Source organism: Variovorax sp. 05L425, from assembly GCF_056397705.1.
Window position 1 is genome coordinate 217,838 of the sequence record NZ_JBFTNY010000006.1, and the last position, 26,075, is coordinate 243,912.

Annotated in this window: 28 protein-coding genes and 1 pseudogene; 19 read left to right on the forward strand and 10 right to left on the reverse strand. The window is 63.4% G+C overall.

Annotated elements, in window-relative coordinates; translation table 11 throughout:
• The 3 genes from AC1DN9_RS09820 to AC1DN9_RS09830 all read right to left on the reverse strand — a co-directional run bounded on the left by AC1DN9_RS09820 (nucleotide 1) and on the right by AC1DN9_RS09830 (nucleotide 4,884).
• A complete protein-coding gene (locus tag AC1DN9_RS09820; protein WP_478099531.1) occupies nucleotides 1-1,554 on the reverse strand; it encodes a 4-hydroxyphenylacetate 3-hydroxylase N-terminal domain-containing protein in 1,554 nt (517 codons plus the stop codon).
• A 38-nt stretch (nucleotides 1,555-1,592) separates the two neighbouring features.
• Nucleotides 1,593-2,144 (reverse strand): flavin reductase, encoded by a 552-nt coding sequence (locus AC1DN9_RS09825; RefSeq protein ID WP_478099533.1) that lies wholly within the window; start codon nucleotides 2,142-2,144, stop codon nucleotides 1,593-1,595.
• A 292-nt stretch (nucleotides 2,145-2,436) separates the two neighbouring features.
• On the reverse strand, nucleotides 2,437-4,884 hold the full coding sequence (locus AC1DN9_RS09830; RefSeq protein WP_478099534.1) for an arylsulfatase: 2,448 nt from the start codon (nucleotides 4,882-4,884) through the stop codon (nucleotides 2,437-2,439).
• Nucleotides 4,885-5,021: 137 nt separating this feature from the next.
• Between AC1DN9_RS09830 and AC1DN9_RS09835 the strand changes: the two genes are divergently transcribed.
• Entirely contained in the window at nucleotides 5,022-5,951 is a 930-nt protein-coding gene (locus AC1DN9_RS09835) for a LysR family transcriptional regulator (protein WP_478099535.1), read from the forward strand.
• Nucleotides 5,952-6,305: 354 nt separating this feature from the next.
• Entirely contained in the window at nucleotides 6,306-7,868 is a 1,563-nt protein-coding gene (locus AC1DN9_RS09840; RefSeq protein ID WP_478099536.1) for a tannase/feruloyl esterase family alpha/beta hydrolase, read from the forward strand.
• On the opposite strand, the gene AC1DN9_RS09845 is transcribed toward AC1DN9_RS09840, so the two are convergent.
• The 3 genes from AC1DN9_RS09845 to AC1DN9_RS09855 all read right to left on the reverse strand — a co-directional run bounded on the left by AC1DN9_RS09845 (nucleotide 7,865) and on the right by AC1DN9_RS09855 (nucleotide 11,050).
• On the reverse strand, nucleotides 7,865-8,848 hold the full coding sequence (locus AC1DN9_RS09845) for a LysR family transcriptional regulator (protein WP_478099538.1): 984 nt from the start codon (nucleotides 8,846-8,848) through the stop codon (nucleotides 7,865-7,867). The genes AC1DN9_RS09840 and AC1DN9_RS09845 overlap by 4 nt on opposite strands.
• A gap of 103 nt (nucleotides 8,849-8,951) precedes the next feature.
• Nucleotides 8,952-10,382: a heavy metal sensor histidine kinase gene (locus AC1DN9_RS09850; protein ID WP_478099539.1), complete on the reverse strand. Its 1,431-nt coding sequence runs from the start codon at nucleotides 10,380-10,382 to the stop codon at nucleotides 8,952-8,954.
• A complete protein-coding gene (locus tag AC1DN9_RS09855; RefSeq protein ID WP_478099540.1) occupies nucleotides 10,379-11,050 on the reverse strand; it encodes a heavy metal response regulator transcription factor in 672 nt (223 codons plus the stop codon). The genes AC1DN9_RS09850 and AC1DN9_RS09855 overlap by 4 nt, the downstream gene beginning before the upstream one ends.
• Before the next feature lie 128 nt (nucleotides 11,051-11,178).
• On the opposite strand from AC1DN9_RS09855, the gene AC1DN9_RS09860 reads away from it, so the two are divergent.
• From AC1DN9_RS09860 to AC1DN9_RS09880, 5 genes are all read left to right on the forward strand, one after another.
• Nucleotides 11,179-11,811, forward strand: a complete 633-nt coding sequence (locus AC1DN9_RS09860; RefSeq protein WP_478099542.1) for a hypothetical protein — start codon at nucleotides 11,179-11,181, stop codon at nucleotides 11,809-11,811.
• 14 nt (nucleotides 11,812-11,825) lie between these two features.
• A complete protein-coding gene (locus AC1DN9_RS09865; protein ID WP_478099544.1) occupies nucleotides 11,826-12,428 on the forward strand; it encodes a cytochrome b/b6 domain-containing protein in 603 nt (200 codons plus the stop codon).
• Nucleotides 12,425-13,162, forward strand: a complete 738-nt coding sequence (locus tag AC1DN9_RS09870; RefSeq protein ID WP_478099545.1) for a molybdopterin-dependent oxidoreductase — start codon at nucleotides 12,425-12,427, stop codon at nucleotides 13,160-13,162. The genes AC1DN9_RS09865 and AC1DN9_RS09870 overlap by 4 nt, the downstream gene beginning before the upstream one ends.
• 25 nt (nucleotides 13,163-13,187) lie before the next feature.
• Nucleotides 13,188-13,412 (forward strand): hypothetical protein, encoded by a 225-nt coding sequence (locus AC1DN9_RS09875; RefSeq protein WP_478099547.1) that lies wholly within the window; start codon nucleotides 13,188-13,190, stop codon nucleotides 13,410-13,412.
• A 115-nt stretch (nucleotides 13,413-13,527) separates the two neighbouring features.
• A complete protein-coding gene (locus tag AC1DN9_RS09880) occupies nucleotides 13,528-13,920 on the forward strand; it encodes a hypothetical protein (protein ID WP_478099549.1) in 393 nt (130 codons plus the stop codon).
• A gap of 202 nt (nucleotides 13,921-14,122) precedes the next feature.
• Here AC1DN9_RS09880 and AC1DN9_RS09885 read toward each other — a convergent pair whose 3' ends face one another.
• Nucleotides 14,123-14,983 (reverse strand): DUF2272 domain-containing protein, encoded by an 861-nt coding sequence (locus tag AC1DN9_RS09885; protein WP_478099551.1) that lies wholly within the window; start codon nucleotides 14,981-14,983, stop codon nucleotides 14,123-14,125.
• Between the two features lie 193 nt (nucleotides 14,984-15,176).
• Between AC1DN9_RS09885 and AC1DN9_RS09890 the strand changes: the two genes are divergently transcribed.
• The 5 genes from AC1DN9_RS09890 (at nucleotide 15,177) to AC1DN9_RS09910 (ending at nucleotide 17,555) form a co-directional block, all read left to right on the forward strand.
• Complete coding sequence (locus AC1DN9_RS09890; protein ID WP_478099552.1) at nucleotides 15,177-15,455, forward strand: hypothetical protein; 279 nt, start codon at nucleotides 15,177-15,179, stop codon at nucleotides 15,453-15,455.
• Nucleotides 15,456-15,468: 13 nt separating this feature from the next.
• On the forward strand, nucleotides 15,469-16,026 hold the full coding sequence (locus AC1DN9_RS09895) for a DUF1003 domain-containing protein (protein ID WP_478099554.1): 558 nt from the start codon (nucleotides 15,469-15,471) through the stop codon (nucleotides 16,024-16,026).
• Nucleotides 15,945-16,199, forward strand: a complete 255-nt coding sequence (locus AC1DN9_RS09900; RefSeq protein WP_478099556.1) for a DUF2514 family protein — start codon at nucleotides 15,945-15,947, stop codon at nucleotides 16,197-16,199. Before AC1DN9_RS09895 ends, AC1DN9_RS09900 begins: the two co-directional genes overlap by 82 nt.
• Nucleotides 16,200-16,715: 516 nt before the next feature.
• Nucleotides 16,716-17,180, forward strand: coding sequence for a Spy/CpxP family protein refolding chaperone (locus tag AC1DN9_RS09905; RefSeq protein ID WP_478099560.1), 465 nt, complete (start codon nucleotides 16,716-16,718; stop codon nucleotides 17,178-17,180).
• Between the two features lie 21 nt (nucleotides 17,181-17,201).
• On the forward strand, nucleotides 17,202-17,555 hold the full coding sequence (locus tag AC1DN9_RS09910) for a hypothetical protein (RefSeq protein WP_478099562.1): 354 nt from the start codon (nucleotides 17,202-17,204) through the stop codon (nucleotides 17,553-17,555).
• 161 nt (nucleotides 17,556-17,716) lie between these two features.
• Here AC1DN9_RS09910 and AC1DN9_RS09915 read toward each other — a convergent pair.
• Together AC1DN9_RS09915 and AC1DN9_RS09920 are read right to left on the reverse strand one after the other, a co-directional pair.
• Nucleotides 17,717-17,818 (reverse strand): annotated as a pseudogene (locus tag AC1DN9_RS09915) (DUF3309 family protein); the annotation flags it as partial.
• Nucleotides 17,815-19,014 (reverse strand): DesA family fatty acid desaturase, encoded by a 1,200-nt coding sequence (locus AC1DN9_RS09920; protein ID WP_478099564.1) that lies wholly within the window; start codon nucleotides 19,012-19,014, stop codon nucleotides 17,815-17,817. The pseudogene AC1DN9_RS09915 and the gene AC1DN9_RS09920, both read right to left, overlap by 4 nt.
• Before the next feature lie 214 nt (nucleotides 19,015-19,228).
• On the opposite strand from AC1DN9_RS09920, the gene AC1DN9_RS09925 reads away from it, so the two are divergent.
• From AC1DN9_RS09925 to AC1DN9_RS09955, 7 genes are all read left to right on the forward strand, one after another.
• Nucleotides 19,229-19,948: a Crp/Fnr family transcriptional regulator gene (locus tag AC1DN9_RS09925; protein WP_478099566.1), complete on the forward strand. Its 720-nt coding sequence runs from the start codon at nucleotides 19,229-19,231 to the stop codon at nucleotides 19,946-19,948.
• Between the two features lie 159 nt (nucleotides 19,949-20,107).
• Nucleotides 20,108-20,800, forward strand: coding sequence for a Crp/Fnr family transcriptional regulator (locus AC1DN9_RS09930; RefSeq protein ID WP_478099588.1), 693 nt, complete (start codon nucleotides 20,108-20,110; stop codon nucleotides 20,798-20,800).
• Between the two features lie 9 nt (nucleotides 20,801-20,809).
• Complete coding sequence (locus AC1DN9_RS09935) at nucleotides 20,810-21,283, forward strand: AI-2E family transporter (RefSeq protein ID WP_478099568.1); 474 nt, start codon at nucleotides 20,810-20,812, stop codon at nucleotides 21,281-21,283.
• Nucleotides 21,204-21,971 (forward strand): AI-2E family transporter, encoded by a 768-nt coding sequence (locus AC1DN9_RS09940; RefSeq protein ID WP_478099569.1) that lies wholly within the window; start codon nucleotides 21,204-21,206, stop codon nucleotides 21,969-21,971. The genes AC1DN9_RS09935 and AC1DN9_RS09940 overlap by 80 nt, the downstream gene beginning before the upstream one ends.
• Nucleotides 21,972-22,298: 327 nt before the next feature.
• Nucleotides 22,299-22,487 (forward strand): CsbD family protein, encoded by a 189-nt coding sequence (locus tag AC1DN9_RS09945; RefSeq protein WP_478099571.1) that lies wholly within the window; start codon nucleotides 22,299-22,301, stop codon nucleotides 22,485-22,487.
• A gap of 47 nt (nucleotides 22,488-22,534) precedes the next feature.
• Nucleotides 22,535-22,987, forward strand: coding sequence for a hypothetical protein (locus AC1DN9_RS09950; RefSeq protein ID WP_478099573.1), 453 nt, complete (start codon nucleotides 22,535-22,537; stop codon nucleotides 22,985-22,987).
• A 171-nt stretch (nucleotides 22,988-23,158) separates the two neighbouring features.
• Nucleotides 23,159-23,539 (forward strand): VOC family protein, encoded by a 381-nt coding sequence (locus tag AC1DN9_RS09955; RefSeq protein WP_478099577.1) that lies wholly within the window; start codon nucleotides 23,159-23,161, stop codon nucleotides 23,537-23,539.
• A gap of 204 nt (nucleotides 23,540-23,743) precedes the next feature.
• Here AC1DN9_RS09955 and AC1DN9_RS09960 read toward each other — a convergent pair whose 3' ends face one another.
• Entirely contained in the window at nucleotides 23,744-24,478 is a 735-nt protein-coding gene (locus AC1DN9_RS09960; protein WP_478099591.1) for a Crp/Fnr family transcriptional regulator, read from the reverse strand.
• Nucleotides 24,479-26,075 lie beyond the last annotated feature (1,597 nt).

Here is a 26,075-nt window from a genome sequence, read left to right on the forward strand (position 1 = left end):
TCAGATCGCGAGGGTGCTGCTGAGCGAGAGCTTTTCCTGATGCCGCGCGGCGTCCATCGCCTTCGCGTAGTCGGCGGTGGCCTTGTAGTCGGTGTTGTCGTCGATCTCGGATTCGATGCCGCAGACCTGGCGCGCCAGCTTGCCGTAGGTGCCGGATCCAGAGAACTCCGCGCGCTGCATTGTCAGCATGCGAATGCTCTGCAGCGGCGTGCCGTTGAAATTCTCGAACACGAAGAGACGGTTTCCCCAGTCGGTCAGGAACAGGTCGCGAATCACGCGTCCGATGCGAAGGCGGTCCTTCGGCCGGCCGACCGGTCCGGAGTTCATCTTCTCGAACAGCGTGTTGAGCTTCGAGTCCTCCCACTGGTCCTCGGTGGCGAAGAGCAATGCGCTGCGGCCCGACAGGTCGACCAGTTCGTAGATCATCTGCGAGAAGTTCTCGAGATAGAGCGCCCGGCCGAAGTCGTAGATGAGGATGTTCGGCTTGTAGAGCCCGCCCGGCGTATGGAAGCCGAGTTCCTCGCTCGCCACCACGTGCGCCAGCATCGCCTGGTGAAAGCCGATCAGCTTGGCCACGCGCGTCTGCACCGCCGGGATCTTGCTGGTGCCGATGTGTTCGGTGATGAGCACGGCCAGGCCGGCCATCAGTTCGGCGCGGACCATCTGGCGAACCAGCGCGTGATAGTGCAGCCAGTCGAAGACGCGCTGCGGATAGAGCTTGGCATGCTCGGGATTGCCCAGATGGAACACATGCGACCAGGGGATGAAGACGTGGTCGAACACGGTCATGCCGTCGAGTTCGTCGCCCTTGGAGGCCAGCGGATGCTCGACTGCGTCCTCCTTCACCAGGCTCTCGCGGCACACCACGCTGAGGCCCTTGGTGGCCACCGGCACGGCGGCGAAGATGATCTGATCCCCCGGAATTCCCGGACGGAAGAACACGCCGATATGCACCCAGTCGGCAAAGGCGGTGCCCGTCGACACGGCCTTGACGCCGTCGACCACGATGCCCAGCTCGTTGCGCTCGATCACGCGCAGACCCGGCGACCTGGCCTGCGCCTCGGGCGTGGAGCGGTCCATCTGCGGATCGACGAAATTGGGTGCGCAGTTGTGGTCGCGCTGGCGCACGAACTCGGCGAAGTCGGCGATGTTCTGCGCCAGCGGCTGGCCCTCGGTGCCGATCGACTGCGTCTGCCAGGGCATCGGATCGTCGGTGTAGGTGGTCAGCACGTAGTTGTTGACGTCCGGCGTGCGCGGGAACGACGCGCCCATCATTTCGCGCATCACGGTCTCGTGGTAGCGGCGCTTCTTCTTCAGCTCTTCCCGGGTGCGGTGGCCGAACCACATCATCGAGCGGCGCTCGCCGGCCTCGTCGACATAGGTCATCACATCCTGCAGGTCCGGGCGGTGGTGCAGGTCGTAGAAGTCGGCATGGCGCTCGGCATAGTCGCGGGTCTTCGGATGCGTGGCGACGTTGTCGATCTTCTCGTTGCCGACCCAGACGACACGGCCGTCATTGAGGGACTCGAGGTATTGCTTTCCGGTTCTCAGCATGGCTGTTCCTTGGTGGTGGTGACGAAAGAAACCTTGGCTCAGGCGTGAGCGGTCGGCTGGGTGGTTGCATAGGACCGCTTGCAGTACACGAGCGGATCGCGGTGCTCCTCGGGGTGTGCTGCAGTGGCCAGCACACGGGCGATGAAGATGCTGTGGGTGCCGACCTCGGTCGCGCTGATCACGCGGCAGTCGAGCGCGACGAGTGCGTCCTCGCTGTAGGGCGCGCCGGTGGAAAGGGTGCTCCAGCCGCCTTTCTCGAAGCGCTCGGTCATCGGTACCGCGCCGACGCCGGCAAACAGGTCGGACGTGCCGCGCTGGTGCGCGCTGAGCCAGTTGACGCAGAGCACGTCGTTGGTCTTGATGACACCGTTGACGTAGCTGCGCCGATTCATGCAGACCAGCAGCGTGGGTGGATCGGCACAGACGGAAGCGACGGCCGAGCAAGTCACGCCGGCGATGCCGGCAGGTCCGGCCGTCGTCACGACGGTCACGGCCGTCACCGCACGCGCCAGGGCTTCGCGGAATTCAACGTCCGAGACACCTCCATCGGCGAATGATTCGACTGCATCGTTCAATACATGGTGGGTCATGTCTGCGCTCCTCAGGCCGTTGATACAGAGGCCGGATCGGTCTCTGCGGGTGAGGAAAATAGTAGGTGGGGCTGACGCCCGGCACCATCCGTCGCAGCGGAATAGACACTATTCCCCGATCGGGGGTCGGGCGGTCCAGACCACGCATGGATGGGGCCTTCACCGCGGTCAATGCCTCGCGGCAAACGGAACCATCGATCGTGTGGAAGCCCATCGCCATTGCCTGGTGTTGCGCGCCGGCCGTCCCATGGTCCGCAGACTCCAGCAAGTGATGGACCGAAATCCCAGTTGACTACTGCGAACGCCGCCGGGCACTTGCCTCGGCCGCTGCCGCTGCGGCCTGCAGAGCCGCGAGGTCGATCGGCGCCAGGTCCACTTGCACCTTGCTGATCCGGCCCGGATAGCGGCCGGTGGCTGTGTAGTCGTCGCTGACGGGGACGCCTGTGTCCTGGCCAACATCGAAGCTCTCGCCACTTGTCCCGGCCGACGAGAGGATGGTCCGGTCGATGCGCCCTTGCGCGATCTGCCGGCCATCGACGCTGATCTTCATGGTGCCGCCCTTGCCGAGGCCGGACGGCGGGTCCATCGTGAAATCGAAGCGAACGCTGGCCCGTCCCGGCGCGAGCGGCTCGGCAGCCGCGACCTTCCACTGCTGGCCCGGCTGTGTCGACAGCGCCTCATAGGCGACCGGCCGGCCGTCCTTGAGGTAGAAGCTCCAGCCACCGAACCAGCTGCCGCGCGCCAGCAGCACGCCGGTGGTGCCCGCGGCCGGCACGTCGATGTCGGCCGTGACGCTGAATGACCGGGCTGTGAAGCTCGGCGCGCGGGCGTCCGCAATGCTGAGCCCGCCGCCCCAATAGCTGAACGACAGTTGCTGCGGGGCATGCGTCACGATGTTCTGCATGGCGCGCGCGAAGCCCAGTTCATCCTGCACCGGCAGCACGTTGTTGCGCCGCGCTTCCTCGAGCCACAGCGCCTTCATCTTCTCCACCTTGGCCGGGTAACGGGCCGCCACGTCCTGCGACTGGCTGTAGTCGTGCTTCAGGTCGTAGAGTTCCCATTCGTAGTTCGCGAAGCTGGCGCCCTCGGGCGCCTTCTGCTGCCACGGCAAGCGCCGCACCTTGGTGCTGGCCAGCCAGCCTTCGTGGTAGATGCCGAGGTTGCCCGTCATCTCGAAGTATTGCGTGGCGTGTCGCTCCGGCGCGTCGGGATGGTCGAAGGTGTAGGCCAGGCTCACGCCGTCGATTCGCTGCTGCTTGACGCCGTCGACCTGGGTCGGCGCGGGCACGCCGACGCTCTCCAGGATCGTCGGATAGATGTCCGTCACGTGCGTGAACTGGCTGCGGACCTCGCCCGCCGACTTGATCCGCCCGGGCCACGAGATCACCATGCCTGTGCGCGTGCCGCCGAGGTGCGAGGCGACCTGCTTCATCCATTGGAATGGCGTGTCGAGGGCCCAGGCCCAGCCCGCGGGATAGAGCGCGGAGGTCCGCTCGCTGCCCATCACTTGTATCTGGCTCTGCACCCACGCGGGGCTCTCCCGCACCCGGTTGGCGAGCAGACCGAGGTCGTTGAGCGTGCCGCTGGGCGAGCCTTCGCCGCTGGCGCCGTTGTCGCCGGCCATGAAGATCACCAGCGTGTTGTCGCGCACGCCCATGCGATCGAGTTCGTCGAGGATGCGGCCGATTTGGTCGTCCTGGTAGGCGACCATGCCGGCGAACACCTCCATGTAGCGCGCATCGATGCGCTTCTGGTCTTCGCTCAGCGAGTCCCAGGCCGGCAGTTCGGCCGGACGCGGCGTCAGTACGGCGTCCGGCGGGATCACGCCCGCCGCCTTCTGGCGCGCAAAGCTCTCCTCGCGCAAGTGGTCCCAGCCCATGTCGAAGCGGCCCTTGAACCGGTCGATCCACTCGTGCGGTGCCTGGTGCGGCGCGTGGCCGGTGCCGGTCGCGTAGTAAAGGAAGAAGGGCTTGTCGGCTGCCGCGGCCTTCTGCTGGTGGATCCAGTGGATCGCATCGTCGGCCAGCTCATGGTCGAGCGTCGTCTTGCCGTTGAACTTGTCCTCGGGCACCCGGACCGTGTTGCGATACAGGACCGGATGCCACTGGTCGGTCTCGCCGCCGATGAAGCCATAGAAGTATTCGAAGCCGAGGCCAGTCGGCCAGGCGTCGAAGGGACCGGCGTCCGACGCCTGCCACGCCGGCACGTTGTGATGCTTCCCGAATTGGGCGGTGTTGTAGCCGTTGTCCTTGAGCACCTCGGCGATGGTGGCCGCGCTGCGCGGAAAGGCGGCCCAGTAGCCGGGATAGCCGGTGGCGACCTCCATCACTGCGCCGTTGCCGACGGCCTGGTGGTTGCGGCCGGTCAGCATCGAGGCGCGCGTCGGCGCGCACATGGCGGTCGTGTGGAACTCGTTGTATTTCAGGCCGCTGGCGGCAAGGCGTTCCAGTGCGGGCGTCGGGATCGGGCCCCCAAAGGCCGAGGTGGCGCCGAAGCCGATGTCGTCGGTCAGCACGACCAGCACGTTGGGCGCGTTCGCCGGTGCCGTCGGCTGGGACGGCCAGGCCGGCCTGGAGCTTTCAGGCGTCAACCCGATGCGACCCTGGAACGGCTGCGGCGCGATCGGCAGCGTCTGGCGAACGTCTGGAGCGCCAGCGATCGCCACGGCCAACTGACACACGGCGACGCCGACGGCCAGCAGGCGAAACGGAAGAAGGCGTCGGCGGTTCGTGTGTGTCATTGGCAGAAGGCCCTTGTCTCGATGGGGAAGGCAGTCTATGAACGAACGACACACCCGTGGATCACGCAAATCATCCAGCTGATAAGCTTTCGTGATCACTCAACTTTCCGGTCGCGGCCGGCGCCCGGGGTTCGAAGATGACGATGCGACTGGACGATCTCGACTACTTTCTCGCAGTGGCCACTCACGGCAAGGTCCGTCGCGCCGCGGCTGCGTTGGGCGTCTCTCAGCCAGCCGTCACGCAGGGCTTGCAGCGCCTTGAAAAGGAGCTGGGATTTCCGCTTTTTGTGCGCAGCGCCAGGGGCATGGAGCTGACGCAGGTGGCGGAACAGTTCCGCAAGCGCACCGGATCGCTGCGCGCAAGTCTCGGCGAGGCCATCAAGGAAGCGGTGGACCTGCACCTCGGTCAAATGGGCGTGCTGCGCGTCGGCGTGTCACCGCTCTACGTACAGAGCCTCTTCGTGCCGGCGGCCCTCGAACTCAGGAGCCAACGGCCTGCAGCCCGGCTGAGCGTGATGCTCAACCTCAACGACGCGCTCGTCGCGGCCCTGCGCGTCGGCGACATCGATCTTGCGATCAACGCCCTGCCCGGCGTCATGCCCGACGACCTCCGATCGCTCCCGCTCATCGACGACGACCTGTGTCTCGTCGTTCGAGAGAATCACCCGCTTCTGCGCAAGCGTCGCCTGCGGCTGCAGGACCTTGCGGAGGCGGAATGGCTGCTGCCCGGACCTGGGGTCGCGGCGCGTCGCAGTCTCGAGGGCCGTTTTGCGGAAGCCGGCCTGCCGCCGCCGCGCGTGGCGGTCGAGATCAACAACACCGGCGGGGCCCAGTTGACCGAGATGGTTGCGCACAGCGACCTGATCTCGATCATGAGCGAGTCGATGATCGGCACCCCGATGGGCAAGGGCCTGTCGGCGCTGCCGATGGCCGAGGCTCGCCTCACGCGCACGATCGGCGCGCTGGTGCGCAAGGGCGTGCCGTTGCCGCCATTGGCGGAGCGTTTCCTCGAGTTGCTGCAATCCGCACGGCGCGTCCAACTCGCCAGCATGCGACGAAAGCCGTAGGTTTTTCACCGGCTCATTGTCACCCGCCGGATGCTGAAGCAAGGAAGCCGATCGGCACACACCGCATCGGTGCGCCTTTATCGAGAAACGCGATAGTCGGTATCGACAGTTTGAAGCTTGCCCTCTCCGTGGCCTCCGTCCTAAAGTGCGCTCGCGACCCTTGGACCTTTCGGTTGACTACAAGGAGAGTGAGACATGTGGAGACAAACCTCTTGCTGCTTCGCGGCTGTCCTTGGTTCATTCGCATTTGCCGCCCCGGCATCTGCGCGCGGATCGCACGAGCCTCCTCCGCCGACGTGTGCGCAACTTGCCGCCCAACCTGCCTATGGCATCGCCGGAAGCCGAGGCGTCAAGATGGCGAGCAGTTCCATCGTTCCGGCGTCGGGCCCGAACGTTTCCTACTGCCAGGTCAAACTGCTGTACGGCACCAAGCCCGAGCAGAACATCAACATCGTGGTGGGACTGCCGTTGAGCGCCCTCGATGGCGGCAAAGGCGGCGTTGAGGGTGCCTGGAACGGCCGGACGCAAGGACTCGGAGGCTCCGGTTGCAGCGGCAATCTCGTTGTGAATTCCGCGGTCAATACCGGCTATGTGGGATCGGGCACGGACCTCGGACACAGCGGCGGAAACTGCGAGCCCGGCGTGAATGCGGACGGCACCTACAACGACCAGTTCATCGAGGATTTCATCCGCAATGGCATCAAGCAACAGGTTCTTTGGTCAAAGGCGATCGCGCGAAGCTACTACGGGGAGCCAGCAGAGTTCAACTACTGGAACGGATGCTCGACGGGAGGCCGCCAGGGCTACCTTCTGGCGCAGGAACTCGGCGACGAGTTGCAAGGAATTCTTGCGAACGCGCCCGCCATCTATTGGACCCGGTTTCAAACCGCCCAGATGTGGGGACAGATCGCCATGCTGGACCTGGCACGCGGACCCATTGCTCCCGCAAAGCTCGCGCAGGTACGCGCTTCGGCAGTTGCCGCCTGCGACGCGAACGACGGTGTTGTCGACGGCCTCATCAACGATCCGCGAACCTGTCGCTTCAGCGCGAAGGCGAACATCTGCGGCAAGTCGACGGCGCCTGCCACCAATTGCCTGACCCCACTGGAGGCCGACGCCGTCGACAAGATCTGGGACGGCCCGCGCAATGCAGAGCAAAACAAGATCTGGTTCGGCCTCGACCGTGGCTCCGATTTCAGCATCCTGGATGGTCCGGCGCCCTTTGCCCTTGGGGTGACCCAGATCCACTGGGACGAGCACGATCCGAACCTGAATTGGCAAACCATTTCACTTGGCGAATATGCTGGGGTCGCTCAGGACGGTTCTCGAAACATCGCCGACGTCACGGACACCTTCGGGCCGCTGGACGAGTTCAAGGCAAGTGGCGGCAAGCTGCTCACCTACGTCGGTGCGAACGACCAGTTCATCTATCCGCGCGGCGTGCTCAACTACTACCGGGAGATGGCAGCCCGGTACAGCAGGGATCGCAATCACGAGCGAGAAGACGATCCGGACTTCAAGAGTCTCTATGGTTTCTATCGACTCTTCCTTGCACCCGGCGTCGGGCATTGCGGCATCGCCAGCACCGGGCCGGTTCCCGTCGATCCTTTCAGCGCCCTCGTTGGCTGGGTCGAGAAGGGCATCGCCCCGGACACCCTGCTCGCATCGGGTGGATCGGCCGCGCCGGCCACGGGTCGCACGCGCCCCATCTGTCTCTATCCAAAGACCGCGATCTACAACGGCACGGGCAGCACCGACGACGCGAGCAATTTCCACTGCGGCGGCAATCTTGAAACCAAGGCAGTCGTTTGTCGCGACGTGCTGGTGAAATACAAGCACGAGGAAAGAGGCAGGCTCGATCTCTCTGGCACTGGTGTCGATGCGCGGGATTGCGCCGTATTCGACCGAGATCGCTAGGAGCGGCCGAAGATGACCTGGCGCATCCCAGTCGATCCCGCCTGCGGGCGAACATCCTGCCAGTTCCATTCGTCCTCGGTGTCGTTGAAGAGTTCGGCGACCATTTGACGCAACCACAGCAGGCGGGGTGCCTTGTTGTAGTTTCGATGCCAGAACTGCTTGAGTTCGATTCTGGTTTCGCTGAACGGCGGGACCAGTGATTGGAGTCCGTACTCATGCCGCCCGAAGACGATGCCCATGGCATGAGGCACGGTCACGATGAGATCGGAGGAGGCGATGAGCGCGGGGATGCTCAGGAAATGAGGCGTCGTCAGGACGACCTTGCGCTTGATGTGATGTCGCTTCAGCAGTTCCTCGAAGATTTCCTGGCTCCGCCCGGACGCCTGCACCACGGCATGTTCGAGTTCGACGAACTGCTGCAGACTCAGCGGAGACGTGGCGCATGGATGCCCCTCCCTCACCAGACAGAGGAAGTGATGATCGAACAGGCGCTGCTGAAAGATGTTCGACTGCCTGAGGTCCGGGAAATAGCCCAACGCAAGATCGACTTCTCCGAAGCCCAGTCCTTCCTCCAGTTCCGCCGGAGAGAGACTGACCGATCGGACCGACGCATTCGGCGCGTGCGCTCGAATCGTCTTCAGGAGCTTGGGCAGGAAGACCATCTCTCCCACATCGGACAGCGCGAATGTGATCGCCCCTGTCAAGCGCGACGGATCGAAGCGCGGACACTCGACGATGTCCTGCCGAATGGTATCCAGCACCTCTCGCACGGCATCCACGATGGAACTCGTTCGTTGCGTGGGTTGCATCGCCCCCGCGGAGCGGATGAAGAGCTGGTCGTCGAGCGAATCGCGAAGTTTGGCAAGGGCTCCGCTCAAGGTTGACTGCCGGACGCCCAGTTTTCTCGCAGCCTTGCTGACGCTTCGTTCCTCGAACAATGCCAGAAGTACCGGCAGCAAATTCAGGTCGAGTTGCTTCATCGGTTGTCTCCAGAGCTTCAGGGCTGGGCACTCGGACAGGTGCGTCGAACCTGAATCCTATCGACCATCGATAGCGCGCAAACGTCCTTGTTGCGCCGTGCGCTCACGCGGCAATCGGATCGACCGCGGCGGCACCCGTCGCGGGGAAGCGCAATTCGAAGCGGATCGAACTCGGCGTGGGGCATGAAGCGCGCACGTCGCCGCCGTGCAGCGCCATGATCGCCTTCACGATCGAGAGGCCGAGGCCGTTGGATTCCGTGTAGCGGCTGCGTGCCGCGTCGCCTCGGTAGAAGCGGTCGAACAGGCGTTCGAGTCGTTCGGGCGGGACTGGCGTTCCTTCGTTCTCGACCGCTATCGTCGCCATGTCGCCGTCTTGCACGCCGATCAGCCGTACTGTTGTCCCCCGTGCGCCGTGGCGCACTGCATTCACGACCAGATTGTTGATCGCGCGCCGGCACAGCGGCGCATTGACGTAGGCCACCCCGGTGGCCCGCACGTCGAACCGAAGACCGCCTTCATCGGCCGGGCCTTCGAAGTATTCGGCGATCTTCTGAAGCTCGCCATGCAGCGCGAGCGGTGCCCGATCGATCGCCAGCGAAGCGTGGTCGGCCTGTGCGAGAAACAGGATGTTCTCGGCAATCTGTCGCAAGTGGTTCAGCTCTTCGAGGTTCGATTCGAGAACGTGCTGGTACTCGCTGGCGCTGCGAGCCTGGTGAAGCGCGACCTGCGTCTGACCGATCAACGCGCCGATGGGGGTCCGGATCTCGTGCGCGAGGTCGGCCGAAAACTGCGAAAGACGCTCGTAGCCCGTGGCAATTCGGTCAAGCATCGCGTTGAACGCGACGACCATCTGCTGCACTTCGAGCGGCGCGTCATGCTCAGGCAGCCGCACGGCGAGATTGATCGGGTTGATCAAGGCCGCCTTCGCCGCCACCCTGCGCAGCGAACGCAGCCCGTGCCGCAGCACCAAGTATGCCAGCAGGGTCGAGGCGAGCATCGCGACGAGCGCGCCGAGAACGACGCGATTTCGGTTGGCGCGAATCATCTTCACCTCGTTGGTCAACGGGTGGCCGGCCACCACCTCCACCACGTCGCCATCGCGGCCCGAACGCGCGAGCGCCGCGACCCAATGCACCGGCACGCCGTTGGCCAGCGGGATGTTCTGCACGTCCTTGATCGCCAGTTCGTGATCGGCCGCTACCGCAGCGAGCATGCCGGGCACCGGAAGGTTGTCGGGGTTGACATCGATGAAAGCGGCCTCGCCGGGCCGGCGGAGCAGCAGCACGTCGCTCTCGGCACCGAGCATTGTCTCGAACAGCAGCGGCCGGTCGTGCAGGTCGGCGATCGTCTGCATGTTGCCCACCAGGCGCTGGAAGTGCTCGACGCGGCCGATCAGCCGCGTATCGAGCTGTTCGGTGATCGCCGCCCGCGAGGTGTAGAAAAAGTATGCGCCGAGCACGCCGGTGACCGCGCATGCGATCAACGCGAGCAGCAAGGTGGCGCGCACTGCCAGCGATCGAGGCAGCCACTTCATTGCGCATCCCCGAACGAATAGCCGATGCTGCGCACCGTGTGGACCAGCTTCTTCTCGAACGGCTGATCGATCTTCGTGCGAAGGCGCTTGATCGCGACATCGACGACATTGGTGTCGCTGTCGAAATTCATGTCCCACACTTCGGAGGCGATCAGCGTGCGCGACAGCGCCTCGCCTTGCCGTTTGATCAGCAGTTGCAGCAGCAGGAATTCCTTGTTTGTCAGCGCGATCTCGATGCCTTCGCGGGTGACCTTGCGGCGCAGCACGTCGAGCTTGAGATCGGCGAATTCGTAGAACTCGGCTTCGCGCACGACGCCCCGGCGCAGCAGTGTGCGAATCCGCAGCACGAGTTCGGTGAAGGAAAAGGGCTTCACCAGGTAGTCGTCGGCGCCAAGTTCGAGGCCGCGGATGCGATCGTCCAGGCGGTCGCGCGCGGTGAGGAAGAGCACCGGCAAATCGCGCTTGTCGCGCAAGGCCTGCATGATCTGCCAGCCGTCGATGCCGGGAAGCATCACGTCGAGCACGACGAGGTCGTAGGTGTTCTCCAGCGCCATGTGTAGCCCGTCCGTTCCGGTACGCGCCAGGTCGACGGCGTAGCCGCTTTCCTTCAGGCCCTTCTTCAAGTAGTCGCCCGTCTTCGGGTCGTCTTCGATAACAAGGATGCTCATGGGAGTGTGTTCGCCATTTTCTCGCGTGGCGCGGCGCCGGTTCATTACTTTTTTGTCATCCGGACGTCATGCCTGCGAGCCTTGGCGATCCCTAGAGTGGCGCTGTCTTCATTCACAACGACTCAGCCATGAACATCCGACTCGGAAAACGCCTTCGGACCCTCGCGGTCCCGACATTGATGACTGCCGGTCTGCTCGGCGCCAGTTGCGCCGCGCTCGCCCAGACGCCGCCGCCGGTCGGAGTGCGCGGCGCGATCACCGCGGTCAGCGACGACGCGATCAAGGTCCACACCAACCGCGGCGAAGACCTGAGCGTCAAGATCAACCAGGACACGCAGGTTCGCGCGGTCACGCTCGCCAAGGTGACCGACATCAAGCCCGGCAGCTACATCGGAACGGCAGCGACTCCCCTGCCCGACGGTTCGCTGAAAGCGCTTGAAGTGCATGTCTTCCCCCCCGCGATGGCGGGCACCGGTGATGGCCACCGCGCCTGGGATCTTGCACCCAAAAGCACGATGACCAACGGCACGGTCGGTGACCTCGTTGCGACCAACGGCCGCACCCTGACCCTCAAGTACAAGGGTGGCGAGAAGAAGATCGTCGTGCCGGATGACGTGCCGATCGTCAACCTCGAGCCCGGCGACCGCTCGCTGCTCGCCGTCGGCACCAAGGTCGTGCTGTTCGCGAAGAAGGAAGCCGATGCGAGCCTGTCCGCAGGCTTCATCTCCGCGGGCAAGGACGGCGTGACGCCGCCGATGTGACCGTGAAGAGTGCGATGAGTCACCCGCTGGCAGTCCGCGCCGCCCACTGGATCAATGCGGTCGCGATGGCCTGCATGCTGGCGAGCGGTTGGGCGATCTACAACGCCTCGCCGATCCTGCCGTTCCGGTTTCCCGCCTGGGCGACGCTCGGCGGTTGGCTGGGTGGCGCCATTGCGTGGCACTTTGCGGCGATGTGGCTGCTCGCCGTGAACGGCCTGCTGTATGTGCTCTACGGCATCGCCAGCGGCCACTTCCGCCGCGAGTTCCTCCCGATCCGCGCCAGCGAGCTGCTGCGCGACGCCGGGCGTGCGCTGACGTTCCGGTTGACGCATGAAGTCGGCCGCTACAACGCTGTGCAGCGCTTCGCCTATGTCGTCGTGCTGCTGCTTGGCGCGCTCGTCGTCGCGTCGGGCCTGTCGATCTGGAAGCCTGTGCAGCTCGCGTGGCTGGTCGACCTTTTCGGCGGCTTCGACTTCGCGCGCAAGGTGCACTTCGCGGCGATGACCGGCATCGTCGGCTTCGTCGCGGTCCATCTGCTGCTCGTCCTCCTCGTGCCGCGCACATTGCTGCCGATGGTCACCGGCCGCGCGCCGGCCACTCACGGTACTGCATCATGATCAAGCTCTCCGATCACAAGAAGCAGGTCTTGAACCTGGAGCGACGGCTGCTCCTGCGTTCGTCGCTGTCGGTCGGCGCGCTCTCGATGCTGTCCGGCTGCAACCTGCAGGACAACGACCAGGTCGACAAGGCCCTGTGGGCAATGTCGCGCTGGAACGACCGCGTGCAGGCCTGGCTCTTCAACGGCAGCCGCCTTGCGCCGACCTATTCGGCGAGCCAGGTCACGAAGCCTTTCCCGTTCAACGCGTTCTATGCCGAGTTCGACGCGCCCGAGGTGGATGTGTCGAGCTGGCGGCTTGAAGTCTCGGGACTCGTCGCCGACAAGACGGCATGGACCATCGAGCGCCTGCGCACGCTGCCGCAGGCGAGCCAGATCACCCGTCATATCTGCATCGAAGGCTGGAGCGCGATCGGCGACTGGCGCGGCGTGCCGCTCAAGACCTTCCTGCAGCGCATCGGCGCCGACACGACGGCGCGTTACGTCGGCTTCAAGTGTGCCGACCGCTACTACTCGAGCCTCGACATGGCCACCGCGCTCCACCCGCAGACGCTGCTGGCGCTTGACTTCGGCAAGGAGGCACTGCCGACGGCCTACGGCTTTCCGCTGCGGTTGCGTGTGCCGACCAAGCTCGGCTTCAAGAGCGCGAAGCACATCGCCGCCATCTTCGTGACCAACACGAACCCCGGGGGCTATTGGGAAGACCAGGGGTACAACTGGTTCAGCGGAATATGACATCGCAATTCGCCAAGGAGAGAACATGTCTACCCCTCGCCCAAGCTCCCGCCTCCTGTCCGACATCCTGCCGATCTCGGCGATTGCCTTCGTCAGCCTGATCGGGGGCTGTACCGCCATGTTGACGGTGGTGGCATCCGATCTTCCGCCGGGGGCAGTGGCCGCCGGCTTGGAACGCGACGCCTTGCTCGCCGCGCTCAAGGGTCATGCGCTCGGCGGCCAGAGCCTGGTCGGGCGCTACGGCCGTTGACTCCCTTCTCCGGCAGCAGAAATTCACTGCCGCAGGGGCGAAGCCACACGAATTGACTGGCGGGACGCGGCGGGCTGGCCTACATTGGTCTTCCACCCACCATGAGGATCGCACCATGCCCATTCGCATTGCATCGCTGACCCACCGCATCGCGAGGAACGGCGCGATGCTTCACAAGGCGACGATGGACCGCGTCCACTCGCTGGGGGCGGACCATGAGCCGTCCGAAGCCGAACAGACGCTGGCCGAAGAGCGCCGCCTGCTCAAGGAAGAGCGTGCGAAGCGCCAAGCGAAAGCGCTGGAGCCGAGGGCGAAGGCCGTCGACAAGCTGGTGAGGACGCACCACCCGCAGGCCAAGGAAAAGCCGAAGGAAAAAAAGGAGCCCAAGGAGGCCAAGGCCGGCAAGTCCGGCAAGGCCCACAGGCCCTCGCGTGCCGAGAAGCACGCCGCGCAGGCGGCAGCCCTGCAGGCCGCGAGTAGAGCGCCGAAGAAGTCGGCGAAGACCTGAGGAGGCTCTCGGGCACCGCGCGGAGCGCGGACGCGCTCTTCCGAGTACAGGCGGAGTACGAATCGCCCTGCCCCGGTGTCGCGCAGGCCCCGAAGCTCCTCGCGCATGGCAGGCGGCACTTCGCAGTGCGAAGCTGTGCGTCAGCAGCAACGGCTCGAAGAGGAAAAGCGGAACCCGATGGCACCGTAAGTGGCCCTGTTGGCTAGCTCACCCGGTTGTCCAGCAGCACGATGGCTTCCCCGACGAGCTTGCCGGCCGTGTTGATCCGCGGGTTCCTCAACAGGCTGCCATCCGAACTCAACTGGTAGCCTGTCGCGAAGACCGAGTTTCTCACGTTGCCGCCAATCGCCCAGGCCACCTCGGGGCCCACGGCCACCACGATGTCGCAGTGGCTGGGCATCTCGGGATTCTTCGAGGCATTGAGGTAGTCGTCGTAGGTCGCAGGCTTCTCGCGCCAGCTGCCGACGATGTCTCCTATATGGGGTTTGGCCTGCCCGAGCCGCACACCCCAGAACGGCGCCGCCAAGTCGCCGCTCGCGCTCTTCTTGATCGCGTCCCACATGTACGCGGCATGGCCGATCGACTGCCTGAAGGCCTTGTAGCCGTCGAACTGTTTTGCCGCCGTCCGGACCATCAGCGAGATCGCCACCGCGGACCAGGGTTGACCGGTGGTGGTTCCGGTATGCGGCTTGCCGAACGCCTTCCACATCTCGCCGATGAAGCCGCTGTAGGGCTCCCTGGTTTCGATCCCGGCGCCCCGGTCGAAGCGCAACCATTGTTCGACCGCAGCGGCAGCCAGGGCCTCGCGTGCCGGCGTCGCCGGGTCGCGCAAGGTAGGCTGCTCCTGCGGCTGCCAGGCGAACTTGGTGATGGGCAGGGTCGCCTTGATGAAGCCCTCGCTGACTTTGCCGTCGACGGCCGCTCGAACGTGATGCCATCCCTCGGGACCGTCTTCCAGGTCATCGACGGCCTGCCCGAGGAAAAGGGTTCGGACCAAGGTTTCGGGCGCAACTCTGGCCTCGGTTCGCAGGTTGATCGCCTCGACGTTGACGAGTTTTTGCATCGAAAGCTCCTTGTTTTTAAGGCCAACCAAGTTGACCACGATCCGACGGGTCCATCCAGTCGCAAATGTCTTACACGCGAGGCTCACAGAGGGAGTCCAGGGCCACGGCCGCCGCGGCAAAGTGTTCGGTATCGAACAGACTCTGATTGCGTCCATCGCTACGCTGTCGTCATGTCCATCATCGGGCGACGCCATGTCACTTTCCCTGTTTGCCGCTGAGACTCTGGTCCTCGACTATCTGAATGGGCGGGTCATGCCCTGCGCCCTGCACCGCGCGCTCGTTCTCGCGGCCGAGACCAGGCTGATGAACGGCCTGGTGCCAGTGCTCGACGAGACCCTGTGCGCCGAGATCGAGGAAGGGGCCACTGCGCCGCCCATCTGGTCGTCTGAATCCGTCTTGAGAGCAGCCCAGGAGCGTAGAACGAATCTCCGCAGGGCCGCGGAGCGAATGACGACACTCCAGTCGGCGTAGGCGGTTGGCCTCCATGCATCAGCTCGACGACATCGCAACGAAGCTCCTKGGTTCGCGCTACGACGCCCTCGACGAGCGGACCCGGCGTGTCGCGCGACACGTCGCGGAGCGAACGCCTGTTTCGCGCAACGTCGTGCAAGACGCCGATGCTGGGCAGTCAATGGGCCAGCGCGCGGCAGACGCGGTCGCGTCGTTCGGCGGCTCCTGGACCTTCGTCGGGCTCTTCGGCGCCACCATGCTGCTGTGGGTCGTGCTCAACGCCCTGCTCCTGGTGACGCGCGGCACGACCTTCGACCCCTACCCGTTCATTCTGCTCAACCTGTTTCTTTCCATGCTGGCGGCAGTGCAGGCGCCGATCATCCTGATGTCGCAGAACCGGCAATCCGAGAAGGACCGGATCCATGCGGAACACGACTACGAGGTCAACCTCAAGGCCGAACTCGAGATCATGCTGCTGCACGACAAGATCGATCAATTGCGCGAGAGGCAATGGGAAGAGTTGCTGGAGATCCAGAAGCAGCAACTCGCGCTGTTGACGGGGTTGATCGAGAAAAAGGCGCTGTTGCCATAACGCCCCGGTCTGCTAACGAGCGAAGCGCGGCAACCTCCGACCCCATTGGAGCGCTTGCCGACGTGCTCGGCCGGTGCAGCCAGCGAGTCGAAATCCTGGCTGGATATGCTGACCGTGCCCGAATAGCCGGCAAGGCTTGCGAGCGCAGCTATGACGCGCTGGGGGACCCTTGATCCCTGCAGTGCCAAGCGACCGGCCGGAGCCAGCGCACACTGCTTTGCACCGCACTCCTTGGTCGTCGAGATTCCTTCCCTGACTTTGTTCGCTCGATCGTCCATGCGGGGCGGCACGTACCGGCGGGTCTGGTCGCTGTTTCGCCGGGCAGCAGCGATCGGTCTCGCTCTCGACCAGTTCGTGGCACTCGCAAACGGCATGTCGGGTGTTCGGCCGCTGCGAAGCGACCACAGGCATCGCGCCCTTCATGGCCGTCAACATCTTCTGGCGAGTGCTATGCGCGGTACCGAACAGACTGCATGTGCGTGTTGGACCAAAGTGAGGCACATGCCGGTTCGGCTGCGTGTCACTCCGCAGGAATCACCATGAAATACGCAATGTCCTCAGCCGCGTCGCCAAGCAGCCGTCAATCCGGTCGTGTACGCGGCCGGCCAGACGAACGGAGCAATTGCTGCGAGTACGTCGCCACGAAATTGCGGAGGGCGCAGCGACTTCAATCAAACTGGAGAACAACCATGAAACTGAGTGGCAAAAAATTCGACTATTCGAGCGCGCGCCTGATTGCGGCGGCGGCACTGATCGCGACCCTGGCTGTCGAACCGGGGCTTCTTCTCGCCGCCGAGCGTGATGCTCACGAGGATCGCACCGAACTGCGCATCAAGGACATGCACACGAAGCTCAAGATCACGACGGCTCAGGAAGAGCAGTGGGCCAAGGTGGCCCTCGCCATGCGCGACGACGCAAAAACCATGGATGCCCTGACTCAGGCAAGGGTCGAGCATGCCAAGGACATGAGCGCTGTCGACGATCTCAAGTCGTACGGCGAGATTGCCGATGCCCACGCAAGCGGGATCAAGAAACTTACTCCGGTGTTTGCCGTCCTCTATTCCGGTATGTCGGACGTCCAGAAGAAGCAGGCGGATGCCCTGTTCCGTCACGATGGCGGTGAACATCACCGCAAGACGTCGGCGGCCAATTGACCATCAGCAGGAGTGGACACCATGACATCCTCAACACAGGCCAGGTATTTCAGGCCAACGGGTCGCAAGGTTGCGATGGCGCTCGCCGTTGCTTCGCTGATTGGCGGTGTGTCTGTTTCCCCAGTCCTCGCTCAACATGACAACGAACATGGCCGAGGTGACCCGGGCGGCGATCGCGGCCAGCGTGAGTGGCAGGGGAATCGCTCAGGCCATGGGTACCAGCATGGGTATCGGCCTGAATACCGTCCCGAGTATCGCCCTCAGTACGTGCAGCACTACCATTACGCCCAGCCCGTCTACGTCCCGCCCGTGTACTACGAGCCACGGCAATCGCCAGGCATCAGCTTCTTTTTCCCGCTGGATCTTCGGCCGTAGGTCCGCCTGGTCGATGTCTGTGCTAATCACTGAAAGGTGGACATCATGGAAGCATCCTGGATCGCGGCTGCGGCCATCGGCAACGAAGTGGGCCGAAATGCGGACCAGCGCAACAACAACCGTGGCTACTATCCCAGCAACGGCCCCCGCTACTGAGCGCTCCCGCTTTCACCGAGACGTGCCATCGGGCTGTGGGGCCACGCTGGAATTGCGCCGAGGAGCATCAGCACCACGACGATCAGCAGAATTGTTCCTAATGTCATTTCATGTCTCCTAACAATGAGTCGTAGCATCGCAGCGTTCGAGAAAACTCACGCAGCGCACCAATGCCGCTTTCCTCAGCGCATCGGCACCAGTCTTCCAACTGCCTGACCAACTGCTCCTTCGAGGCAGTGGATCGGCTCCAGACGGCAATGAGTTCTTGTCGCATCGCGTAGATGGTCCTCAGCACAGTGCTGGAACACAGAGCCGGTTCCAGGATGGCGCGTTCGTTCTCCGACAGGTCCCTCGCATCCCTTTGCAGTAGATACTTGAGTGCGTCCAGCGCTGTGGACCCCCTCAAACTTGGGATCGCGCAGCCCTGCAGGCTGAGGATCTCTTCCACGGCGGTCGGGCGCAAGGACCTGGCGAACTTGGCGAGTACGTCGTAGCGGTGAGTGATGACGGCGTGCAGGGTACCCACGTCGCAATGAGTCTTGGATGTGTTGTAGCGAATCCGGGGTGCAACCTTGTGCACCTTTGCCAGGTGAATCACCTCCAGGATGAGGATGTACATCCAGCCGATGTCGAATTCCCACCACTTGCTGGAGAGCCTGGCGGAAGTGGCGTAGGCGTGATGGTTGTTGTGGAGCTCTTCGCCGCCGATCAGAATGCCCCACGGCACGACATTGCTGGAGTTGTCGTCGGGCGAGAAATTGCGGTAGCCCCAATAGTGGCCGACGCCGTTGATGACGCCCGCGGCGAAGAACGGTATCCACAGCATCTGCACCGCCCACATGCTGAGCCCGATCGGGCCGAAAAGGGCGACGTCGATCCCCAGCATGACGCCGATGCCGAGCCGCGTGTACCTTGCATACAGCTTGCGCTCGATCCAGTCGTCGGGAGTGCCGCGGCCGTATTTTTCGAGAGTCGCGGCGTTCCTGGCTTCCACGCGATAGAGCTCGGCACCCTCCAACAGCACCTTCCTGATGCCATGGATCTGCGGGCTGTGGGGGTCTTCGGCGGTTTCGCAGTTGGCGTGGTGCTTGCGATGAATCGCCGTCCATTCCTTGGTCACCATCCCGGTGGTGAGCCACAGCCAGAAGCGGAAAAAGTGGCTGACGAGGGGATGCAGTTCCAGCGCGCGATGCGCCTGATGTCGATGCAGGAAAATCGTGACCGCGGCAATGGTGACGTGGGTCAAGCCCAGCGTGGCCAGCACAAGACCCCACCAGGGCAGATCGAGCAGACTGAGTTGCATCACAAGGTCCGTTACGGGACGACGCGATGCACGCCGTTGAACTGAACTCGGCGGTTGGCGCGATGCCCCGCCTGCAATGCTAGTCAAACGAAGGCGATCGTCTGTGCGCTAGCGAACATACAAGGCGATGTCGGCAGCCTATGCTCCTGGCAAGCGCTGTAGAAGAGCACCACCACGGTAATCCTCGAAGCCAGACCCACCCTGGAGCTCCGTGATGGCCGTTTCGCCCGACCCAAGAAAGAACCACCTGCTCGCCGCGCTGCCGGATGCCGAGTGGCAGCGCTGGCTGCCGCAACTTGAATGGGTCGAAATGCCGCTGGGCCAGGTGCTGTACGAGTCGGGCAGCACGCTCAGCCACGTTTATTTCCCGATCACCGCCATCGTCTCGCTGTTGTACGTGATGGAGAATGGCGCCTCCGCGGAAATCGCAGTTGTCGGTCATGAGGGCATCGTCGGTATCTCGCTGTTCATGGGGGGCAACTCCACGCCCAGCCGGGCGGTGGTGCAAAGCGCAGGCCAGGGCTTTCGGCTGAAGGCACAGGCGATGAAGGACGAGTTCAACCGGGCCGGGCCGGTGCTGCACCTGCTGCTGCGCTACACCCAGGCGCTGATTACCCAGATGGCGCAGACGGCGGTGTGCAACCGCCACCATTCGCTGGATCAACAGCTATGTCGCTGGCTGCTGCTGAGCCTGGACCGTTTGCAGGGCAGCGAGCTCGTGATGACGCAGGAGCTGATCGCCAACATGCTCGGCGTGCGTCGCGAAGGCGTGACCGAAGGGGCGCTCAAGTTGCAGCAAGCCGGGCTGATCCGCTACGCGCGCGGCCGCATCTCGGTGCTGGACCGCCAGGGCCTGGAACAACGCACTTGCGAGTGCTACGCGGTGGTCAAGAAGGAGTATGACCGTCTGCTTCGCGGAGAACTGGCGATGTAGACCTTCGGCGGGCTGTCGCGGATGCGGTTTGTCTGTTGGACGCTGCAATTCGTCTGCTGCTCTGTGCGCTAGCAGACAGTCGGGTACGTGTCTCCTCGTGCAGACTGGCTGCAGAGGTCGAACCTGCCTTCAACCGTCAGCAGCACATTGGAGCGCCAATTGGCCACCGTCGAGAACCACCTTATTGAACTTCTTCCGGGCAGCGATCGTCGGCGCCTGCTTGCCCTCTGCGAGCCGATCCAACTGGTGCTGGCCGAAGTCCTGTGCGAGCCCGGCAAGCCGACTCGACATGCTTACTTCCCGATCGACGGCTTCATCTCGCTGGTGGCACGGACCGACAGCCACCCCGGGCTCGAAGTTGGCATGGTGGGCCGCGAGGGGATGCTGGGCGCGCAGTTGGCCCTGGGCGTGACCACCGCGCCTTTGCATGCGCTGGTGCAGGGCCCAGGAGGAGCATGGCGCATAGCCACCGCTGACTTCCGGCGCGAACTTGCGCGCAGTCCGGCGCTGCAACGCGGCCTGAACCGCTACATCTACGTCTTGATGTCCCAATTGGCCGCTTCGGCCGCATGCCAGCGCTTTCATCTGATCGGTCCGCGCCTGGCTCGCTGGTTGCTGATGAGCCAGGACCGTGCTCATGGCGACAGCTTCCGTGTGACGCAAGAGTTTCTGGCGCTCATGCTCGGTGTGCGCAGGGTCGGCATCACGACGGCCGCCAGCGCCTTGCAGCGTAGCGGCCTGATCGAATACCACCGCGGTGAACTGACGGTGCTCGATCGCGGTGGCCTCGAGACGATGGCGTGCGGCTGCTATGCCACCGACCGACAGGCCTATGTGGAACTTCTATCTTGAAGGCTCAACATGGATCGCCTCGACCCTCAACCAGTGGCCGCCCAATCAGAGGCGGAGCTCGTGCATCTGCCTACGCCAGTCAACGTGAGGAGTGCGTCGTTGGCGGTGATCGCACTGGTAGCTAGCGTCTACGCGTTGCATTGGGCGAGTGCGGTGTTCATTCCGCTGCTGCTGGGTGTGATGTTCAGCTACGTGCTGTCGCCGGCGGTGGACCGACTACAGCGCTGGCACATTCCGCGTGCGCTCGGGGCGGCCGTGCTGCTGTTCGCGGTCTTGGGCGGCCTCGGTTCGACCGCTTATTCGCTCAGCGACGGCGCGACCGCACTTGCCGAGTCGCTACCCGACGCAGCACAGAAGCTTCGCCCAGTCGCTGCGCGCTCTGCCCGGCGCGCCGGAAAGCGCCATGGAGAAGGTTCAGAAGGCGGGAGCCAGGCTCGAGCAGGTGGCCGAGGAGACCGGTTCTGCGGCGTCGCCGGTCGGTAAGGGGGTGACGCGTGTGCAGATCGAACGGCTGCGCTTCAATATCAAGGACTATCTGTGGAGCGGCACGGTCGGCGCGATAGGTTTCATCGGCCAATCGATGATGGTGTGTTTCATCACCTATTTCCTGGTCACGTCCGGCGACAGCTTTCGCCGCAAGATGGCGAGGATCGCCGGACCCACCTTCAGCCAGAAGAAGATCACGATCCAGGCGCTCGACGAGATCAACGCACAGATCCGGCGCTACCTGCTGGTGCAGATCCTCACCAGCGTGTTGGTCGGCGTGGTCACGTGGATCGCCTTGCTGTGGATCGGGCTGGAACAGGCGGCCGTCTGGGGCGTCGTGGCGGCCGTGCTCAACCTCGTGCCTTACATCGGCCCGCTTGTGGTCACCGCGGGTTTGGCGTTGGTGGGTTTCCTGCAGTTCGGCACACCTGGAATGGCGTTGCTGATCGTCGGCGTGTCCCTGGGCATCCACATCATTTCGGGCTACCTTCTCACTCCCTGGCTGACCAGCCGCGCGAGCCGCATGAATCCGGTGGCAATCTTCGTCGGCGTGCTCGCCTGGGGCTGGCTGTGGGGCATCGCCGGTCTGCTGCTGGGCGTGCCGCTGCTGGTGGCCGTCAAGACCGTGTGCGACCGCGTCGACGACTTGAAGCCGATCGGCGAATTGCTAGGCGCCGAACCTTAGCACGCAGCAGCCCGCAGGCCGGGTCCTGGAGCTTGTCGCCGCGCGGTGTCACGTTGAATGAGTGAACGCTATCCGCCGTGGAGTAGAGCGGCGAGCACGAGCCTAGTCAGCGTGTACCGGCGCACCGGTGGGTCGCCGTGGGCTTTGTGGGCGGCGTTGCTGACATTCCTTGTGGAGGCTGGCCTACCTAAAACGGGGCAGGGCCTGCGTATCCTGGTGTCTGGTCAGCGACTAACGACGAAACGCTGACACGTGACAGCAGTTTCAGCGCGACGGGTCACGCCAGGTGATCTGGATCTTTCCAGTCGAATTCGCCAGGAGTTGCAAATGAACAAGGATCAAGTCAAGGGCGCAACCAAAGACGCAGTGGGCGTAGTGCAGGAAGCTGCAGGCAAGCTGGTGGGCAACAAAGAGCAGCAGGCCAAGGGTCTCGTCAAGCAGGTCAAGGGTGAAGCCCAGAAGGCCTACGGCGACGCCAAGGAAGCTCTGAAAGACGCGACACCAAGGAGGCCCTGAAAGACGCGGCCAAGCAACCTTTACGGGCGGCCCGTATGCGCGGTGGCGTGCAACGTGTTGAAGGGGGCGAACTGAAAAAGCACATCGTGAATCCGATACTGGCTCTAGTAGGGCTCATGATCGTGGTCCCCGCGCTGGCTCAGCGCAACGATGGTGGTTTCGAAAGCGAGCGGAGGTTTTGTGCGAGTGGCCGTTCGGGAATCGACTTCAACTCTTGCATGTGGCAAATGCAGAACAAGCGGAACGGACGGTGGAACACCGATCGCAATGGTTGGAACAACGATAACAATCGCTGGGGCAACAACAATGGCTGGAACAACGATCCCGATCGGTGGGGCAACAACACCGGCTGGAACCAAGGTCAGAATGGTTGGCGTCCTCCACCGTCTTCGCTTCCGAGATTGAGCGACATGCAGCAGCGCGCTTTGGACAACTGCATTTTCCTGCAGCGCTCCGAGCAGGCCCGATGTCGTGCCACGGTGCTGTCTACAGTCCGTTAGCTTGGCAGGGGCGCGCAAAAGTCCTGACGGCTGCACTGGCACCGGTCTGCGCGTGAGATCGAATGGTTGCGCTGACTCATTTCGAGTCGGGAAAGCGTGTGGTGTTGCCCGGTTGTGCACGCCGCTCGGCGGACCCTTTCCGGGCGACGACTCAGACGCAGGAGTTCAATCATGCGAGTTGTGGGTATTGATCACATCGTCCTCACTGTCCGCGACATGTCAAGGACTCTCGAGTTCTATCAGCGAGTCCTAGGAATGCGACACGTTGTGTTTGAAGGCAAATTCAACGCCCTTCACTTCGGGAACGCGAAGATCAATCTGCATCCTTTCCGCGCAGAGTATCTTCCGCATGCAGACATCCCTGCGCCAGGGACTGGCGACATGTGCCTCGTGTGTGACGGAGCGATCGAGGACGTTGCTCTCGAACTGGCGACACATGCCATCGACATCGAAGTCGGGCCGGTTGATCAAACAGGGGCAAGAGGGCCGATGAGCTCGGTCTACATCCGTGATCCGGACAAGAACCTCATCGAGCTTGCCTGCTATCGCTAGCAGACGGTCACCCAACCAGCGTCGGGTTGCGTCGAGCCTCGTCAATTCGACGTTGCCGCAGGGCTTCATCGGAGCGTTCGCCTTCGGTTGTGGAAGTCCTTTTTGGTCACCCGAGATGTGGCGGGCCAACGGGCACGTTCGCCTCGGACGGAACGTTGTCCAGCATGCGGACTGAAGGTGCCGTCCGGCGCCGCGTACCCACACTCAGGTGGCTATTTCATGAGGCAACAGGCGGTCAGTCTCGCGCTTCACTACCTCATAGCATTCGCACACGTGCAGTTCAAGGCCCGGGCGGTCAAGGACTGCGATGTGCCCGCGGCCGTACTTGATGAGGTTCAGCCGCTGCAGCCTGCCCGCCGCTTCCGTGACCCCTTCGCGGCGCACCCCGAGCATGTTGGCGATGAGCTCCTGTGTCATCGAAAGTTCGTTGCCCGGCAACCTGTCGAGACTCAGCAAGAGCCAGCGGCATAGCTGCTGCTCAAGCGAATGGTGCCGGTTGCACACCGCCGTCTGCGACATCTGTGTAATGAGCGACTGGGTGTAGCGCAGGAGCAGGTGGAGCAAGGGGCCGCCGTTCTCAACCAACTGCTTGATGTGGCTCGCGCCCAGCCGGAATGCATGACCTGCGCTTTGCACCACCGCGCGGTTCGGTGTGCTGCCTCCGCCCATCAGGAGCGACACACCGACCATGCCCTCGAATCCCACGACCGCAATCTCGGCGGACTGCCCGTTTTCGAGCACGTATAGCAACGAGACGATGGAATCAGTCGGGAAGTAAACATACTGCTGGACGACGCCCGATTCGTACAGAACCTCGCCGAGCTCGAGCGAAACAGGTTCAAGCAGGGAGGTCAGGCTGGCCCGCACATTCGGGGGCATCGCCTCCAGGAGGTCATTTTGCGCCGCAGCAGAACGCGGCGCGTTCGGTGTCGATGGCATGGCGGGCGTGGGGATGAAGCTCAGGTCATTGTGTCGCAAACAGACGTTGTCTGTGCGCTATCGCGCCCAAGCGGTGGATAACCAACCTCCATGGCGTGGTCGTGTGGGCGGCCGAAAGGCGACTGAGCAGCGGGAAGGTGCCAGTGCTCGACGAACCCGATGTCTTGTGCGCCTTGGCTCCGCGCGCTTCATTGACTTCTTCCAGCACTTCGGTGCGCGCGACAGCTGCACCCACGTCGCCACGGCGTGCGTCTTCGGAAAGTCGCTTCTCGAGAACGGCGCGTACGACCTCAAGCTCATTGGCGGCGTTGCGAAAGCACCGCGCAAGCCAGCGTCCGCGTCACGCCCTGTCCGTTTCGAGCGCTTCTCTTCTATGCGCGGCACCGAACAGACGAGGCGCAGGTATCGCGGCAGAGTGGCTTGTATTGCGGCCAACCCGGCTGCGGACTGGCCCCAAAAAAAGGAACCGTCATGACGAAATATGCGATGCCCTCCCTACTCCTTCTTGCAATGCTCGGACTGGGCGCGTGCACCGGCCCGATGGGCCCGCAGGGTAATCAGGGAAGCCCGGGCTACACGGGTGCCAAGGGCGCAACGGGGAATCAGGGCAACACCGGGTACACCGGCGCGCAGGGTGAGACGGGCAATCAAGGAAATACGGGAAACACCGGCGCCATGGGTGAGAACGGCGCTCAAGGCAACACGGGCAACACCGGAGCCACAGGCGCCCGAGGCAACACTGGCTCAAGCGGTTCGGGCAGCGGCAGCACGGTAGTCGTAGTCCCGGCTACACGCTAAGCGGGACTTCTCGCCACCGATGAGGCCGTAGAACTTTCTCGAATCTTTGGCGCGCGCGACAACGATCGAAGGGGGCCCGCGACGCTGGCTTCCCAGGGCGTCGTCGCGTGGCTCTTGCCGAACATAGCGGTGCAAGCCTATTGCCCGAGACTTTCGGACAACGAAAAAGACCAGGCTCAGATGCCGAATCCCTGATTCGCACATATCTGAGGGGCCGTACCATGGAACCAATCCTGTTCAGGGCGGTTGTGTGGATGGTTGAAAAGCGGTTGACGAGCGGAATGATGCCGGTACTGGATGCGGCGATGCGGACAGATATCGACAACCAAGCCGGCGCAGTGCAGCAACGCGGGCACTCCTCTCGGGCATCGTCCGAGACGCCGCATGTCTGCACGTTGCTGCATCGTGCCTACGTGCTCTCTCCGCCGCTGCTAGACCCGATCGGTACCCACTTGCACCGGGCCTCCCATGGGACCGCTGGACGCAACTCTGTGCGTCATCCTCGGGTAGATCGGTAAAGACCGTTCTGCCCCTCAAGCTATCCGTGAGTCAGGGCTTCGTTCCGACTATCCAATCAAGAAGCCGTGGTCGTATTGCCGGACGCGACGAGAGGCCACTCTACGTCTTTATTTCGCCGACTACGAGTTTGTTCGTAAGCGATCAAACAAGCACGCCCTTCCTTGCAACGCGATGAACTGAGAGGCTACCTGTCCATGTAGATCAACATGGACAGGTGGACATGACAGAAAAGCACGCAGAGTTGAAGGCCCGATTGGTCGTGGGGTACAAGCGCGACGGT